Genomic DNA, 15904 nt, shown 5'->3' with positions numbered 1-15904 from the left:
AAGGAACGCGACGCTCAGTTTTTACCCCATGAAAATCTCTACCCTCCTCGACCATATCGATAGCGGACACATGGCACTGCCGGAATTTCAGCGCGGTTATGTGTGGAACCGGGACCAGGTGCGGGGCTTGTTTGACTCCTTGTATCGGCGGCATCCGGTGGGTGGATTGCTCGTATGGGCGACGGAGGCGAGCAGTGCTCAACACCGGGGCGATGGCGCGTTGGCTCCTGGTGTTGTCAAACTGCTGCTCGATGGCCAGCAACGCATCACCTCGCTCTACGGCGTGGCGCGGGGGAAACCGCCGGCATTCTTCGATGGGAACGCGCGGGCCTTCACCGACCTGCGCTTTCATTTGGAGCAGGAGGTGTTCGCCTTTTATCAGCCGGTGAAGATGCGCGATGATCCGCTTTGGATCGATGTCACGGACCTCCTCAGCAAAGGACAGGATGGCCACGAGGCATTGGTGGAACAACTGGCGGAAGATCCGACGATCGGCACCAAGGCGGTTCGCTATTCGGCCCGCATTTCACGCCTGCTGGGGATTCTGGAAATCCAGTTCCATATCGATGAGATCACGGGAGCGGACAAAACGTTGGATGTCGTGGTCGACATCTTCAACCGAGTGAACAGCGGGGGCACCAAACTCTCCAAGGGTGACCTTGCCCTGGCCAAGATCTGTGCCGACTGGCCCACTGCCCGCGACACCATGCAGGCCAAGCTCCGGGAGTGGGCCAAAGACGACTACGACTTCAACCTTGATTGGCTGCTGCGTTCAGTGAACACGGTGCTGACTGGCGAGGCGAAGTTTCAGTTTCTGCATGACCGCAGCGCCGCGGAGGTGCAGGCAGCGTTGGAGCGGGCGATCCGACACATCGACACGTGCCTCAATCTGATCAGCGGCCGACTGGGACTCGATCACGCCCGGGTATTGTTTGGTCGCTTCGCGATTCCGGTCATGGTGCGTTATCTCGACCAGCGGAGCGGCGTGCTCGACGAGCGGGAACGCGACAAGCTGCTGTTCTGGTTCGCCAACGCTGGCATGTGGGGCCGGTATTCCGGATCGACGGAGTCGATGATCGACCAGGACTTGGCGGCGCTCGAAGGACCCGACGGGGGCTTGGACAGGTTGCTGAAGCAACTGCAGGTGTGGGCCGGTGGGCTCTGGGCCGAGCCCGAGAACTTTCAATCCTCCAGCCTCGGAGCGCGGTTTTACCCTGTGCTGTATCTACTGACGCGGATGGGCGAAGCCCGCGACTGGGGCACCGGACTACCGCTGAAGGCGAGCTTGCGCGGCAAGATGAACCGGCTGGAGGTGCATCACATCTTCCCCAAGGCGCAGCTCTACAAGCGCAACTTCGGCCGCTCGGAGGTGAACGCGTTGGCCAACTTCTGTTTCCTGACTAAGGACACGAATCTGGATATCACAGACCGGCTGCCGGAAGAGTATTTCCGTAAAGTCGAGGCGGCCCATCCCGGAGCGCTCAAGTCGCAGTGGATTCCTGAGGACCCGAAGCTGTGGAAAATCGAAAACTACCTCGAGTTTCTGAAGGCGCGGGAGGAGCTGCTGGCCAACGCGCTCAACGAGCGCATGCAGGAGCTGCTGCATGGCGACGATCGCTGGCTCGACGAAGTAGAGGATGAAGGGGAGTCGAAATCGGACGAGGACGCGACGGAAGTGTTGGGCAGCATCCTTGATGAGGATGAGGAGGCGCAGCTCGGGACCCTCCGGGAATGGGTAACTGCGCAAGGTCTGGCGCCGGGTGAACTGTCCTATGAACTCGCGGATCCCGAATCAGGCAAACAACGAGCCGTGTTGGATCTAGCCTGGCCGCAGGGAATGCAGGAGGAGCTGACAGAAGCAGTGGCGCTGCTGTTGAACGAATCGAGTGAGCTTGTGACCGTTGCCAGTGGGGCGGGCTTCCGGTGCTTTACTACCGTGGAAAGCTTCAAGCTCTATGTTGAAAGAGAAATTTTGGCGAACACCTGACCCATGCCCGAATCGCAGCACATCGAGTGGAAGGAGACTTGGCGGGCATTTGGGCACGCCGCGTCAAAAAATAGTGCCCAGCAGCGGACCATGATGCACCAACTCCTCACCGGCCAAACGCGACTGGTATAATCTGTTCTATCGCTCATTGGATTCTTCTTTGGGCGGGCCAAACCAACGTCGCGCTTCTGCAATGATTTTATCCGACGGCTTGGAGTCGGTCCTTTCGATAATCATCGCCGCACAGCCATCTTCCAATGGCCCTTGGGGACCGGTCGCGATACAGACCACTCGGGGCACATTAATGATGTGGGCCAGCCCAAGACCCAGATTCGCGAGTGAGACGTGCCACTCTTTTTTGGGCTCCATTGAGCACAGGAAGAGATACGCTTCCTCGTGTTCCTTGAACTTCACGGATCCGAAACTGTCGCGACCATCTTGGCTTCGCCCAATGCGAATGAAAAACTCTTCAGCCAGACGTGCTCGTTGTCTGCGGTTCAACTGGGACAGGAAAGGCACCACCCGCTGGTAGGCCGCCAGCGAACCAGGTTCTTCGGTAGCGTTGGATCGGATATTATCGCTCACCGGCAGGGTCCTACCGCTGCCAGCGAAGAGCTCGTTGATCAGCCAATCCACCAGGTAACTGGGTTTCTCGACTTCCTCTAATTTCTCGACCTCCGACAGGCACTCCGAATGCAGGCGATCCGTTTCAATGAGGGTGTTGCCTTGCAAGGCTGTCCTGACGCGATCAGCTCCGAAAGCGAACAAGGCCCAAACATCGATGGGATCGGCGGTTTTCGAGATCAACTTTTGTTCCTGCAAATCACCCCGTAGCTGGAGGTAATCCACGAAGTCGGGAAAGGTATCGGCCATCCGAAGGAGCGTCCCGAATTCCGTCAGGGAAAATATGTGGATAGGAATTGGCCCATCGGCGGAGCAGGATTTTGAACACCGAACCTTGAATTCAGGTTCTGAACCATCGGGCAGCTTCAATGCATAGACCAAGATCAGGAAAAGCCTCGGAGGTAAGCCTTCTCTCAGATCTAGCGGCGTTCCTCGGGAGCTTTCCCACCTGCCGCCCTCGGGGCTGTTAATCGCCTCAACCAAAGCCCGAAATTGTCCCAGTCCTTTCTCGATGACTTTCAAGAATCGTTGTTCTTCGACCCCAGGCCATTCCTCTGCCGTGGTGGGAGGCATGATTCGGGTTTTTACCTGAATCGCCAAGGCGGTGCCCTTGAAGACAACCAAGATGTCGGCAGCCTCCTTTTCCAGCCCACCGGCTTTGCGGTATTTCGGACCTTGAACCACAAAGTCGGGAAAGAAGCTGTTCCTACACAACGTAGCGACCGCGTCCTCTATTTCATCACCAAGGTTTGGAATCTCAGAAGAGGCCATGGCGCTTCCGTGTCAGGCGGAAGATCCGCGCCATTTCCTCAACCGAGCGACGCATTCTGCTTTGGGTAGGCGACTACCCGCGGCGAGGATACGTTCCAGTCGTGTCGCGGCATCGGCTCCGACCAGCACGTTTCGGGCAACCAGAAGATCCATGATCCAAAGCAGACCATGGGTTTCGATTTCTTCCGCGTCGGCCGAGAGCCGCATGCGGCGATCTCCCGTCAACAGCATGGCCCCAAGCTCACGTGCAAGGAGCACGCCGGACGCATCCGCCAAGCTGATACGGTTGGCATTCGCGAACACTGCGGCGCTCAAGACCTTAGCCCCTTCAGCGCGGTGGCTGGTCAACAGACCCGCATCCAAGAAGGTGGAAACTCGCTGCCATTGTGCCTCCCTCCTGACTTCACGAAGCACAAGATCCGTCGTATGCGTTTCGATTCTGAGTTGAAACCAAAGCCCCAGCATATCGCCCTCCGCGAGGTCGATCAGGATGCTGGCGTCTTTGACCGCGATGCGCATTGCGATCAGCCCACCACTTGTTCGAGTTCACGTCGCAGGCGTCCCACCGGCTCCCCCAACAGGGTCGCGCCTTTCGAAACGCTGATGATGTCCTCCACCACCGCTCGGCGCACGAGTTGACGGAAACGTCCGTCAGATTCGCAGCCCTTGTATTGGTCGTCTCCAGGCTCACCACCCGCGCGGCGCCAACCGTGCTGACTCGCGAGGATGCAGAAGTTTTTGTAGGCCGAGGCTTGGATCAGTTTAAGCGACAGCGCCCGGCGCATGATCGCCATAATGGAGGCCCCAAACCGAGCCTTCATTTCGATCAATTCCACTACACTGATTCGACTGCGGTTGCGGCCAAATTCTTCAGTAAAGGAATCGGCCGGCAGCAAAAACGCTCCGGCAAATGCACCGATCAGTTTTTCCTCGGTCGGCTCATCGATTTCTTCAGCGACGGGAACAGCGACGTGGCCGAGTTCGTGCACTTCAGTCATTCGCTTGCGCGGAAGATTTTGGTTAAGGTGCGCCGCGATCACAACAACCGGACCGACCTCGGTATCAGCTGATAGCCCATCGAAGGCATCGTCCTCATCTTCAAGTTCGAGGACCTTGATCCCCTTGCTCTCCATCAACTCGAAAACGTTGGGTAGTGGATCGTGTCCGAGCTTCCAGACCTCGCGTAACTCTTCCGCAGCCCGCTCGGCATCCGCTTCGGTCCGGATCGGCGCACCTTGCAATGGGACCTCAAATCTTCGCACATCTCCGACCAATTCCTCGGCCTCCCGATAGCGCTCCAAGTAATCCAATGCGAGTTGCCGCACGGCTTTTTGGCGCCCGACGCTCATACGAGACTTCTTGCGGAAGCGAACCTGGCTCACTTCCACCTGAAACGGTCGGAAGAAAAAGTCGACCGGCTGCACCAGGGCATCGGCCAATGCGATCAATACTTCGCTGCCCGGCAGCATGTCGCCGCGCTCATACTTCGCGAGCGCGTTGTGCGAGACCGCCCCGTGCATGGCAGCCTCCAACGCCCGGAGAGAGAGGCAGCGCATGGTGCGCGCTTGTTGCAGCCGACGCGGAAACACGTCTTTCAGTTCATCGCCCATGTTTACAGAAAGCATCTTGACCAATCGATTTGTCAACCCAACGTATCGACTCGTTGCGAGGCAACTTGTGACAAAAATGCCGCTCTCGGCTGCAACCAAGAGCGGCAATTCTCCGGGTAAAGCCTTCCAAGGGGAAGACGTTGCGCCAGAGGCAATCTAACGTGTAGACGCGGGAGAGGGCCAAAAGACTGGGGTGGGGTCAAGCGCGCGGCGCGCTACCAAGGCATGAATCCCAGTTCTTTTCTATTATGGCTAAGAATTATCACGTAACCCGCCGAACCGACGGGTGGGCGGTGAAAGGGGCCGGCAACAGCCGCGCCTCTTCCCTCCACTCGACGCAGTCGGCGGCGATCGCGGCCGCGCGGCCACTGGCTCAAAACGCCGGTGGCGAACTGCGCATTCACGGAACCGATAACCGGATTCGTGAGGCGTGGAGCTACGGCAACGATCCCTTTCCGCCGAAAGGCTGAATCGAGTAAATCAACGAGGCGCCATCGCATACCGTGGTGGCGCCTTTTGTCTTTTGCATAGCAATTGGCGATCAGGTCTTTACCTATTCAAAACTTAAACAGTAGGCCGACAATTGCCCACATGCATGTATTGCACCAAACCGAACGGACAAAGGTCCGACTTATCGGGTCAACCCAGAGGGCTTGTCTCCGGTCGGGCTACATCGAGTCCTTGGGCCGCGGCATCGAGAAGATCAACCGCGCCTGCCGCGAACACGACATCCCGCCCGCGACCTTCGACTTTCGCCTTTCGGGACTCATGGTGACCTTCACCGCCAACCCGGCGCACCTCGCCAAAGTAGACGGGAAACAGGGCACGACCCCGCAAATCGCGCTGCAAGTCAGCCAAGTCCTGATAGCCGCCCCATCTCCGGCCTCACGAGAAGAACTGCAAAAGGCAGCGGGCATCGTGGATCGCGAGCATTTTCGGGTCGCCTATCTGGTGCCGTTGGTCGACTCCGACTGGCTGGAGCGAACCCTGCCGGAGAAGCCGACAAGTCCAAATATACGCCACAGTTCGGCGAATCGAGTCCGGGCGTTTCTCAATTCCCTCAAAGCGGCCGAGTCATGAGCGACGAGATCGGCAAACCCGAGAAAGTGACCCAGCGACGCGTCATCAAGCTGTTCACCGAGCAACTCGGCTACCGCTATCTTGGCGACTGGACCGACCGGGTGGACAACCGGCAGATTGAAGAACACCTGCTGGAACCGTGGCTCACCGCGCGCGGCTACTCGGCCGATCAGATAAACCGCGCGATCTATTTGCTCAAACGCGATGCCGAGCTGCAGGGTCGCAGTCTTTATCACACCAACCTGCGCGTGTATGAACGTCTGCGCTACGGTGTGCCGGTGAAGGTCGAAGCGGGCGAAGTGACCCAATGGGTGCGCCTGATCGACTGGGAGAAACCGACCGCCAATGACTTCGCCGTCGTCGAGGAGGTGACGCTGAAGGGCGGTCATGAAAGGCGTCCCGATCTGGTGCTCTACGTCAATGGCATCGCGCTGGCGGTGATCGAATTGAAGAGCAGCGTGGCCGACATCGGTGAGGGCATGCGCCAGCTCATTTCCAACCAGACTATCGCGTTCAACGCATGGTTCTTCACCACCGTGCAGTTGGTTTTCGCTGGCAACGACAGCGAAGGGCTGCGCTACGGCACCGTCGGCACCGAAGAGAAATACTTCCTGCAGTGGAAGGAGGACGAAGCCGACAACGACGGCTATAAGCTCGACAAGTATTTCGCCAAGATGGCGAACAAGCCGCGACTGCTCGAACTGGTGCACAATTTTGTTCTCTTCGACGGCGGCACCAAGAAGGTGCCGCGCGTGCATCAATACTTCGGCATCAAGGCGGCCCAGGACTACGTGCGTCGCCGAGAGGGCGGCATCATCTGGCACACGCAGGGCAGCGGAAAGAGCATCGTGATGGTGCTGCTGGCCAAGTGGATTCTGGAAAATAACCCCCACGCCCGCGTCGCGGTCATCACTGATCGCGACGAGCTCGACAAGCAGATCGAAGGCGTGTTTGGCGACGCTGGGGAGGAGATCTATCGCACCCAAAGCGGCCGCGACCTGATCAAGCGATTGGAGAAGCCCACGCCACGGTTGCTCTGCTCATTGGTGCACAAGTTCGGCCGGCGCGACGTCGATGATTTCGAGGCTTTCATCAAGGACCTCGAGAGCAAGCCGACCAAAACTCACGGTGAGGTGTTTGTCTTCGTCGATGAGTGCCACCGCACCCAGAGCGGCAAACTCCATCGAGTGATGAAGGCGATTCTGCCGCACGCCGTTTTCATCGGCTTTACCGGCACGCCGTTGCTCAAGCGCGACAAGCAAACGACCCTCGAGGTCTTCGGTCGTTACATCCACACCTACAAGTTCAGCGAGGCCGTGGAGGACAAGGTGGTGCTCGACCTCATCTACGAAGCCCGCGATATCGATCAGAAGCTCGGCTCGGAGGAAAAGATCGATGCTTGGTTCGACGCGAAGACCAAGGGACTGAACGAATGGCAGCGCGAGGAACTGAAGAAAAAGTGGGGCACCATGCAGAAGGTGCTCAGCTCGGCGTCACGCATGGATCGCGTGGTGAGCGACATCGTTTTCGATTTCAGCGTGAAGCCACGACTGAGTCGCGAGCGGGGCACCGCCATCTTGGTCGCATCCAGCATCTACGAAGCCTGCCGCTACTTTGATCTGTTTCGGCACACCCCTCTGAAGAACCGCTGCGCCATCGTCACGTCCTACGATCCTCAGGCCAAGGACGTGAGCAAGGAGGACACAGGCGCCGATTCGGAGACCGAGAAGCAATTCATCTACCGCGTCTATCAGGAGGTGTTGGAACAGGTCTCCCCCGAGCCCGGTAAGTCACGTACCGAGACCTACGAGGATCGGGTGAAAGACCGTTTCATCAAGGAACCGGCCACGATGAAGCTGCTCATCGTCGTGAACAAACTCCTGACCGGCTTCGATGCACCCGCCTGCACTTATCTCTATATTGACAAGAAGATGGAGGACCACGGCTTGTTCCAAGCCATCTGCCGCACCAATCGACTCGACGGCGAGGAGAAGGACTTCGGTTACATCGTCGATTACAAGGACCTGTTCAAAAAGGTCGAAAATGCCATCGCCGTCTACTCGTCCGACGAACTCGACCACACCGCCGGAGGTGCCGATCCCCAGGTGCTCCTTCAGGATCGATTGAAAAAGGGAAAGGAGCGACTGGAGGCCGCGCGGGAAAAGGTTGCGTTGATCTGCGAACCGGTGGAACCGCCCAAAGACGAGCTGCGTCACATCCACTACTTTTGCGGCAACACGGAAATCGCCTCCGACTTGGAGGACCGCGAGCCGCAACGTGTCGCACTTTATCAGGCGACCGCATCACTCGTTCGGGCCTACACCAACCTCGCCGATGAATTGGAGTCAGCCGGCTACACCACGAATGCCCAGGACTTGCTCAAATCAGAGGTCGGTCGTGCAGTGAAGCTCCGCGAAACCATTCGCAAGGCGAGTGGCGAGACCCTTGATCTCAAGGCCTACGAAGCCGACATGCGGCACCTCATCGACACCTACATCGAAGCAAGGGAACCCCGCAAGATCTCGGAATTCGACGATATTCCACTCCTCGAACTGATCGTGAAAACCGGCGTAGCGGACGCGATTGCCAAGAAGCTGAGCGATCTGCGTCAGAACCAAGAGGCAGTCGCTGAAACCATTGAAAACAACGTTCGCAAAAAGATCATCAAGGAGCACCTGAGCGATCCGGCATTCTACGAGAAAATGTCCGAGCTGCTCGACGAGGTCATCAAGGCACGCAAAGAGAAGGCACTGGACTACGAGAAGTATCTCAAACGCATCGGCGAGATCGCGACCAAGGTGCAAACCGGCCAGGACGATCAGACTCCCGCGGCGCTCAAGCGTAGTCCGGCACTTCGCGCGATTTACAACAACCTCAGCGACACCGAAGTCGATGCCATGGCTCCCTCGTTAGCCGCGGAGGGCATCACCGACCTGCGTTTGTGGATAGCGGAACGGATCGACCGCGCCGTCCGCCGCGTCAAGCAGGACGGATTTCGCGGCAATCAAGCCAAGGAGATGTTGATCAAAGAGGCGATGTTGCCAGAGCTCGGAAACAGCGAGAGCGCAGTGATTCGCATGTTCGAAATCATCAAACAGCAGTCGGAATACTGATGGATGCGAATCTCCAACTCGGTGACGTGACGATCACCGTGCGGCGCAAGCCGATTAAGAATCTTCACCTTAGCGCACACCCGCCCACAGGTCGGGTGACCATATCCGCGCCGGAGCGCATGCGATTTGACCGTATTCGTCTGTTCGCCATTTCCAAGCTGGACTGGATCAAGCGTCAACAAGGCACGCTTCGGGCGCAGGAGCGTGAGACTCCGCGAGACTTCGTTGAGCGCGAGAGCCACTACGTCTGGGGGCGACGCTATTTGATGTCTGTGGAGGAAACAGAAGGTGGCTCCTTTGTGGAGCTTCACCCGCGGCGAATTGTTCTCGGCGTTCGCAGCGGAACCACCGCGGATATCCGACGCGCTATCTTGGAGCGTTGGTATCGTGACCAGATCAGAGCCGCTGTTCCGGAGTTTATTCGCAAATGGGAACCGATCCTGGACGTCGCGGTGAAGGAATTCTTCGTGTGCCGAATGAAAACCAAATGGGGGAGCTGCTCACCCGAACGGCGAAACATTCGTCTCAACACTGAGTTGGCGAAGAAACCCAAAGAGTGCCTGGAATACGTGATCGTCCACGAGATGGTTCATCTGCTGGAGCCGACACATGGCCCGCGTTTTCAAGAGCTGATGAACTGCCATCTCGGCAGTTGGAGGTCCACTCGCGGTCTCTTAAACAACCTTCCGATCCACTGAGAGAACGCACCACGCCCGCGCTAGCTAGATTTTGTTCGATTTCGGCGTTTTTTTTGCATCTTGGCGTGATGAATGCGGATGTCGTGGTCGGACTTTATCCTGTCGTGGATGTCGAGCAACGGGTCGGCGTATTTGTTAGGCGGCCAGTTTTGTTCCCGCGCTTTATTGGCCAGTTTCTCGAGGTCGCGCAGAAAACGTCTGATTTCAGCCTCCTCGTCCGGATCCGCCTGTGAGCGCTCCGTCCAGTTTTGAATTCCTTGGCAGACTTTTTTTTCCCATTCGGCCAGCAGACCTTTGCTTGCTTCGAGGTCGGGACTGTCGGGGTTCTTGAGAATTTCGCTAAGGTCTTCGGAGCTGCTACTATTCTCAATCAGACGGATACAAGTGGCTGCCTTGCTCAGCGCATTCTTGATTCGCACGTCTGGCAGTTTTTGGGGGCTCGCCCAAAGTAGGAACTTCTCGGCGTAGAGGATTCCGCAGACGAGCAGATCAATATAGATGATCTCATCGGCCGGTAGGTTAAAATCGCCAGACTCACCGCCGCCGTAAACATAGCCGATTCGGGCTTTCTGGCTACCGTCCATCGACTTTACGACGTCGTAAATCGAGTTTACTATTTGTGTTTCGTGGGCAATTGCTTTTGCCGTGAAAGCAGTCTTCGGGGCGGAGGTCCGCCGGGTCGGGGACTTTCTGGAGGCGGAATCAGGTTGGAGGGAGGATGGTGTATTCATTCATCCCTAATTGTAGCACGTTGATTTTCCGCCGCGTTTTGCGCCGGGCTTGTCAGCGGCCAGCAAAAAACAGGGTGTGGTCCTTGGTTCATCGGGAAGGACCCTCCATAGTATTACCAGTCCATTCCGTCTGGCTCCATCTCCTCGAGACGTTCGGCCAACAGGCGTTCGGATTCTTCGATCTCTGCCCTCGCGTTAGCTGCTTCATCTACAGAGTTTGGGCCCTGGATTGGGCGCAACGATGGTATTAGTTCGCAGCGTTCTTCTTCGGTAAGGGACTCTTCGTCGTCAAAAAAGTCTGGTATGGCTGAAAGATCTTTCAGATCGCTGCTGACTTCGGGCTCTTTGCTGACGGACTTCAGGGGGCCGTAGCGAAAGTCGGGGACGGCCTCTCGGGCGATCGCACGGTCTGTTGCGGCATCGGGAGGGTTGAGGAAATCTGCGGTGAGTTGCGCCGCGATCAGTTCGGCATAGTCGGGTGCCTCGGGACTCACCCAGTGTCTCTTGGCGATCGATGGAGGGTTCAGTGCCGTCCTCTCTTCGTCGATCTGTTTATCTAGGGTTTGGGTCTGCAATCGAATCTGCTCAAGCTCGTCCAGGGTCCGGTTGTAGCTGCCGTTTTGAGTCGGGTATCCCCTTTTTTCGAGAGCCCAGGCAACCTCACCCAAGTGACGTCGTGGGGTTCTGTCTCGCCCCGCGTCCTTGTGGGAAGCGCAAGAGATCCTTGGGGTTCCTGGAGGCAAAATTGAGTTGATCGAATTCTCCCAGTTTTCACGCCACTGGCGGATTATTCTTCCGCCAGAACGACGAACATCCAATTCCCGAGTCTTCTCCCCGAACTCCTGGGTCGAGTGGTTGAATCGGCGCGATGCGAAGACGAGGTGAGCGTGTGGATTCGAGTCTAGCTTTTGTTGTTCGTGGATCGCCCAGACAACTGGGACGCGGAGTTCCTTGCCGAGCCGATCTGCAAACTCTTCGGTCACCTGCTTGCGAGCTTGAGGGTCAAGCTCACGAGCCAAAGCCAGAATAATGTGTCGCCCCACTACGGCGTCTTTTCGGCGCTCGGCAGCTTCTGCTTTGGAGCAAAGAGTTTGAAGGTCTAGGAACCCCGTGCCGATACACCCAAATCGGACGTGATCCGTCTTGGAGGTTCGACTGAATGTTTTGCCGGAGTTTTGGTCCTTCAGCCGAAGTCCGGTCACGTATGCCACGACTTGGGCGATGTTTCGTCCTTGGCTCCGTCGAATGGTGCTAACGGCGAGGTGGTAAATCGGCATCCCTCTTCTTAGCACATTATTCTGGAGGCCTTTTTTTTGGGGCGGCTGAGGCTCAATGCATATTGTGCGCTGAGGTTTAGTCTAGGCAGCTCCCGGACCCCAACATTGCTTCCCTCTCCGCGGGTTTTCTGTTCGGGGGGGCTTATCGTAAAGTTCGCCAAGATCGCAGTGGGAGGGCGGGGATCAAGAACGAGTTGGCCGTATGTTAGAATAGGTGCGTATCCAAACGAAATGAACCACGAAGAAAAACGCCTCGAAGAACTCCTCCGCAAAAAAGATAAGCTCAAGCAGCGCGAAAAGGCCCTGCGAGCTGATCTCAAACGAAGGGATAATTTGGAAGAACGTAAGCTCGCGTTTGCGATTGGTCAGATGGCTCTTACGCGGATCTCGGACCCCAGAGTCTGGCGAGTTCTGGAGCTCCTGAAACCCGAGCTTGCGCCAGGTTTGAGAGTGCGACTGGAGAAGCGTTTTATGCTCCCTCGCGTCCAAGAAATGCAGGATGATTTACCTTTGTAGTGAACGCTGCGGCACCGATGAAGTAGTCCGATGCTCAGTGGTGAGGGGGGCTGGTTTAGGGTTTGAGAAAGGCAGGCCCAGCACGAGTGAGTCCAGCTTCTCCTCCTCAGGCCGTAAGTAGTGTGCGGTCGTCTCGACGCTCGCGTGGCCGAGCAACTTTTGAGTGATCACCAGGTCGTGGCCGCTGGCATCATAGATGTCGTGTGCGAACGATCGCCGCAAGCCGTGCGGGGCGACTCCATGATCCAGTCCGGCACGCTGGGCGGCGGACCTAATCACATGATAAGCCTGCTGCCGCGATATGACTCCCGGCGACCGCTTTTGCGACCGGAATACCCAACCCTCAGCAAGAGGTGGGAGCTCCCCAAATTCCTCCCGCAGGTGCTCCAGAATGGCACCACGCAACGACTCGTTCACAGGAATCCGGCGCGACATCATCGCTTTCTTCCGAGCTCCTTGTCCTCCTTTGAGATAACGCCGTGGCACCTCCAGGACGCTGACAATGTCTCCATCACGCCAGAGCTGCTTCCAGCGCAAAGACAGCATTGAGCTTACTCGCAGGCCGGTGTTCAGACCGAGCTCAACCAGCAGTCGATCACGCGCACGCGTCAGCGTCTGCAGCAGCAACTCTCGTTCGGGTTTTTCGATGAATCGGGCAACTCCCATGATGGGTGAAAGGTGCGACTACGGGAGCGCTGAAAGATCTTTCAGCACTGTCCTTTGATGGGGCGGGTGACCAAAACGCACACGCGTTTTGGTGTGCTATGTAGGAAGCATGATCCATCTCGACCATGCTTCGACCAGCTCCCTCGCGGAGTTTCCGCCCTCATTGCCAACCCAGCTGCCGGCTTACATCCGCCTGCCCAGGGCCGGATGCCGTTGCCCCTACACGGGTTTGTCTCGCACCACCCTCAACGAACTGAGCATTCCGTCGCCGGCCAACGACTTTGCGCCTCCGGTAGTGTCACACGTGCTTAAGATACGCGGTTTGGCGACTCGAGGAGTCAGGCTGATTGACCTCAATTCGCTGCTAAACCACATCGCTTCGCTCGCGGCATGAGCTCCCACGCTCAGGGCAACTCGCTGCCGGAAGGCTCTTGGTCGGGGCCTCCCTCGGGAGGAGGTTTGCCTCCAGTCAGAATGAGGGTGTTTGTGCCGGGAGGCATTCCGATCGGGCCAGTTCCGGGAGGCAGCGCAGCCAGCACAAATTTTCGCTCGGCGATAGTTCTCCCATTGAGCTTCAGCCGGGAGCGGTAGGTGCCTAGCGGATCACCCTCGACCACCGACCACACCGTGGTGAGCGTCCAACCTTGCGATCCGGGGTTCAGAGACACCGTTTGAGTGGCGCTGGCCCGGTTGTCTGACACGGCAGTGGTCCCGCGGTCTTCGCCGGCACCCCAATTGAGCGCCGGACCGGGTAGCACCAGCTCTTCCTCGAGCCGCACCCCTTTGGCATCACCTTCGACCAGGAGCATCCATCCGTAGGCGAACCCGATTCGGTGGGGCATGATGGTCGCCTCGCGAAACTCCACCAGTGCACCGTCGGCAATCTTGATTGCGCCGAAATGGGCGCTGACCAGCGTGGCCTGTTCACCAAGCGCAATAGATTCGGCGGGGGCCGGCTCGGCACCAGCGAAGGTTCCGCAACCAAACCAGAGGAGGGCGAGTAGGAGCGACCGTTTCATCGCAACCTGAAACGAATCCACCGGACCTTATCTTTCAACGAAACGCACCCGGGGGCGGCCCGGCCGACGTGAAAGATCTTTCAAAGAACGCAGCGGCTTCGATTTGCCGCCAATCCGCCCAAATCTGTCAGACCGCCCAAAATGTCATATTTGGGGGAGGGGCCCCGTTGCCGACTAACGCTCGAAGCGTTCGGCGATTTCGCGCATGAGCGTGTCGACGGCTTCGCTCAGTGCCTGCGCGGGGACCGACAGCTGGGCATACACTTGGGGACAATGCGAGCTGAGCACTTCATCGAGGCAACGGGCACCAATGACCCACGCCAACGCGCCGGCCAGCAACCGGGCGTGAAGGCGGTAGGCGTAGCGCCGGGTGTGACCGAAGGCGCGCAGGGGGTAATACCACTGGGCGCGACTGCGGTTCAGGCGTCGCTGGCGCCGAGCGGCCTCACGCAGCAGGCTTCGCCCGAGCTGGGCGGAGGTGGACAGGGTGGTTCCAGGCTGTTGGGCGAGCGCTCGCTCCAGCGCTTGATGCGCCTGGATCCGATCGTGCGCCAAGGGGCTCAGGGGCAGCAGGCCCAGTTGCAGCACGCACACTGTCAGGGTGCGCAGGGCGTTGTGGTGGCTGCTCATGAGCCGACCTCCCGGCGCAGCAGACGGAGGATGCGCAGGCCGAGGTACACGCCGGCGAAACTCCAGCGGATGGGGTGGGACCGGTCAGTTTCGGCTCCTCCGCTGGCCACAATGATGATGGCTGCGAGCATCAGCGACTGGGCGCCGATGCGCAGCCATTCCCAAGTGCATGATATGCCGTGGGCGAGCAGGGCGAACGTCACCTGGATGCGCAGGGCAGTTTCCAAGCGGGGAGGGCGGGGACGAGTTGGGCGATACATACAACGCAGAGTTTGCGGACCTGGTTTGGTCCGGGTGGCTCAACGACCAAGGTCGATTGATGGCGCGGTCTCAGTGCGCCTCACCCATCGCGGGTGGCATCGTCGGAGCCCGAGCCGGGGCCGAACCTCTCGTTGCAAACGGCGGCTGCCCGCTCGACGCGGGCGAGGTTGCTGGCGCCGCCTGCGCGGAGCAACTCGAGTGGACTGGCTCCGCGCAGCGCCTCCTGGTGGGTGACAAAAAACGCCACCAGACTCAATGGCCGGTCAGCGAGTCCGCGCAGAGCAGCAAGCACGCGGACCAGTCCCGGGAGCAGACGATGATGGTGGACCTGCCAGGCAGGGTAGAGCACCTGCGTCCGACCCCGGGGCACGGCAATCACTCTGCCCGCTCGTTGATAACGTCGTAGGGTTGCCGGGGTGATCCCCGCCTGGTGGGCGAAGTCTGCCGCGGACAGGGCCGCGCCTTCGGTGCGTAGCAACCGGTCCGCCGAGCCGATGGCACGGATCTGAGCGATGCTCCTTGCGCTCTGCCCGAGGGGCAGCTCGGTCGCGATTTCTTCAGCTACCGAAGCCAGCGCCACCACCAGCTCCTCCGCGGCGCCCGTAAATCCGCTCGCGGCGGTGCGAATTTGTTCCTGCGCGCTGGTCTGTGAGGTGCCGACCTTGGGGTTTGCCGTCACCACCCCCGGCAGGGAGCGGATGCCTCGGAGCAGGGTGTCAGCTTCAGTGCGCTGCGGATCGAAGTGCAGCCACACGTGCAATTGGGATGGCTCGCGGTTTTCCCGAGGTCCGGCAGCCTTGGGTGATCGTCCGGCCTCTGCGCCCGATGCATCCTGCGGGGGTGGCTGGTTCATGGGTTTGGGGCGGGTTGCAATTTTCGGTTTGGCGTGGGGCATGGTGGTGTAGTGCCAGGAGGGATACG

The 15904-nt window shown here is 58.6% G+C and carries 16 protein-coding genes; 6 read left to right on the top strand and 10 right to left on the bottom strand.

Annotated elements, in window-relative coordinates; translation table 11 throughout:
- Positions 1 to 28: 28 nt before the first annotated feature.
- A complete protein-coding gene (locus K1X11_RS12185; RefSeq protein ID WP_221032895.1) occupies positions 29 to 1987 on the top strand; it encodes a GmrSD restriction endonuclease domain-containing protein in 1959 nt (652 codons plus the stop codon).
- 138 nt (positions 1988 to 2125) lie between these two features.
- On the opposite strand, the gene K1X11_RS12180 is transcribed toward K1X11_RS12185, so the two are convergent.
- From K1X11_RS12180 to K1X11_RS12170, 3 genes are read right to left on the bottom strand one after another with little or no spacing between them, the layout of a single operon-like run.
- Positions 2126 to 3382 carry a hypothetical protein gene (locus K1X11_RS12180; protein WP_221032896.1) on the bottom strand — a complete coding sequence of 419 codons (1257 nt, stop codon included), beginning with the start codon at positions 3380 to 3382 and terminating at the stop codon, positions 2126 to 2128.
- Between the two features lie 12 nt (positions 3383 to 3394).
- Positions 3395 to 3901, bottom strand: coding sequence for a PIN domain-containing protein (locus tag K1X11_RS12175; RefSeq protein WP_221032897.1), 507 nt, complete (start codon positions 3899 to 3901; stop codon positions 3395 to 3397).
- 5 nt (positions 3902 to 3906) lie between these two features.
- Entirely contained in the window at positions 3907 to 5007 is a 1101-nt protein-coding gene (locus K1X11_RS12170) for a helix-turn-helix domain-containing protein (protein WP_221032898.1), read from the bottom strand.
- Between the two features lie 233 nt (positions 5008 to 5240).
- On the opposite strand from K1X11_RS12170, the gene K1X11_RS12165 reads away from it, so the two are divergent.
- The 4 genes from K1X11_RS12165 (at position 5241) to K1X11_RS12150 (ending at position 9883) form a co-directional block, all read left to right on the top strand.
- Entirely contained in the window at positions 5241 to 5462 is a 222-nt protein-coding gene (locus tag K1X11_RS12165; RefSeq protein WP_221032899.1) for a DUF2188 domain-containing protein, read from the top strand.
- Between the two features lie 211 nt (positions 5463 to 5673).
- Complete coding sequence (locus K1X11_RS12160; protein ID WP_221032900.1) at positions 5674 to 6072, top strand: Fic family protein; 399 nt, start codon at positions 5674 to 5676, stop codon at positions 6070 to 6072.
- The gene (locus K1X11_RS12155; RefSeq protein ID WP_324725966.1) at positions 6069 to 9185 is read left to right on the top strand and encodes a type I restriction endonuclease subunit R; all 3117 of its coding nucleotides are present in this window, start codon (positions 6069 to 6071) and stop codon (positions 9183 to 9185) included. The genes K1X11_RS12160 and K1X11_RS12155 overlap by 4 nt, the downstream gene beginning before the upstream one ends.
- On the top strand, positions 9185 to 9883 hold the full coding sequence (locus K1X11_RS12150) for a M48 family metallopeptidase (RefSeq protein WP_221033288.1): 699 nt from the start codon (positions 9185 to 9187) through the stop codon (positions 9881 to 9883). The genes K1X11_RS12155 and K1X11_RS12150 overlap by 1 nt, the downstream gene beginning before the upstream one ends.
- 20 nt (positions 9884 to 9903) lie before the next feature.
- Here K1X11_RS12150 and K1X11_RS12145 read toward each other — a convergent pair whose 3' ends face one another.
- Together K1X11_RS12145 and K1X11_RS12140 are read right to left on the bottom strand one after the other, a co-directional pair.
- Complete coding sequence (locus tag K1X11_RS12145; RefSeq protein WP_221033287.1) at positions 9904 to 10614, bottom strand: hypothetical protein; 711 nt, start codon at positions 10612 to 10614, stop codon at positions 9904 to 9906.
- Between the two features lie 113 nt (positions 10615 to 10727).
- Complete coding sequence (locus K1X11_RS12140; RefSeq protein WP_221033286.1) at positions 10728 to 11825, bottom strand: MobA/MobL family protein; 1098 nt, start codon at positions 11823 to 11825, stop codon at positions 10728 to 10730.
- Between the two features lie 297 nt (positions 11826 to 12122).
- Here K1X11_RS12140 and K1X11_RS12135 point away from each other — a divergent pair, with 297 nt between their 5' ends.
- On the top strand, positions 12123 to 12407 hold the full coding sequence (locus tag K1X11_RS12135; RefSeq protein ID WP_221033285.1) for a hypothetical protein: 285 nt from the start codon (positions 12123 to 12125) through the stop codon (positions 12405 to 12407).
- On the opposite strand, the gene K1X11_RS12130 is transcribed toward K1X11_RS12135, so the two are convergent.
- The 5 genes from K1X11_RS12130 to K1X11_RS12110 form a co-directional block, all read right to left on the bottom strand.
- Positions 12396 to 13073: a tyrosine-type recombinase/integrase gene (locus K1X11_RS12130; RefSeq protein ID WP_221033284.1), complete on the bottom strand. Its 678-nt coding sequence runs from the start codon at positions 13071 to 13073 to the stop codon at positions 12396 to 12398. The two genes, K1X11_RS12135 and K1X11_RS12130, sit on opposite strands and share 12 nt — an antisense overlap.
- 404 nt (positions 13074 to 13477) lie before the next feature.
- Entirely contained in the window at positions 13478 to 14113 is a 636-nt protein-coding gene (locus K1X11_RS12125) for a hypothetical protein (protein WP_324725965.1), read from the bottom strand.
- A gap of 153 nt (positions 14114 to 14266) precedes the next feature.
- The gene (locus K1X11_RS12120) at positions 14267 to 14722 is read right to left on the bottom strand and encodes a hypothetical protein (RefSeq protein ID WP_221033282.1); all 456 of its coding nucleotides are present in this window, start codon (positions 14720 to 14722) and stop codon (positions 14267 to 14269) included.
- Positions 14719 to 14949: a hypothetical protein gene (locus K1X11_RS12115; protein WP_324725964.1), complete on the bottom strand. Its 231-nt coding sequence runs from the start codon at positions 14947 to 14949 to the stop codon at positions 14719 to 14721. The genes K1X11_RS12120 and K1X11_RS12115 overlap by 4 nt, the downstream gene beginning before the upstream one ends.
- Before the next feature lie 113 nt (positions 14950 to 15062).
- Positions 15063 to 15878: a MerR family transcriptional regulator gene (locus K1X11_RS12110; RefSeq protein WP_221033315.1), complete on the bottom strand. Its 816-nt coding sequence runs from the start codon at positions 15876 to 15878 to the stop codon at positions 15063 to 15065.
- Positions 15879 to 15904 lie beyond the last annotated feature (26 nt).

The organism is Actomonas aquatica, assembly GCF_019679435.2.
GTDB lineage: Bacteria > Verrucomicrobiota > Verrucomicrobiia > Opitutales > Opitutaceae > Actomonas > Actomonas aquatica.
Note: the sequence above shows the minus strand (reverse complement) of the source record. Positions and strands in the feature narration are given on the sequence as shown.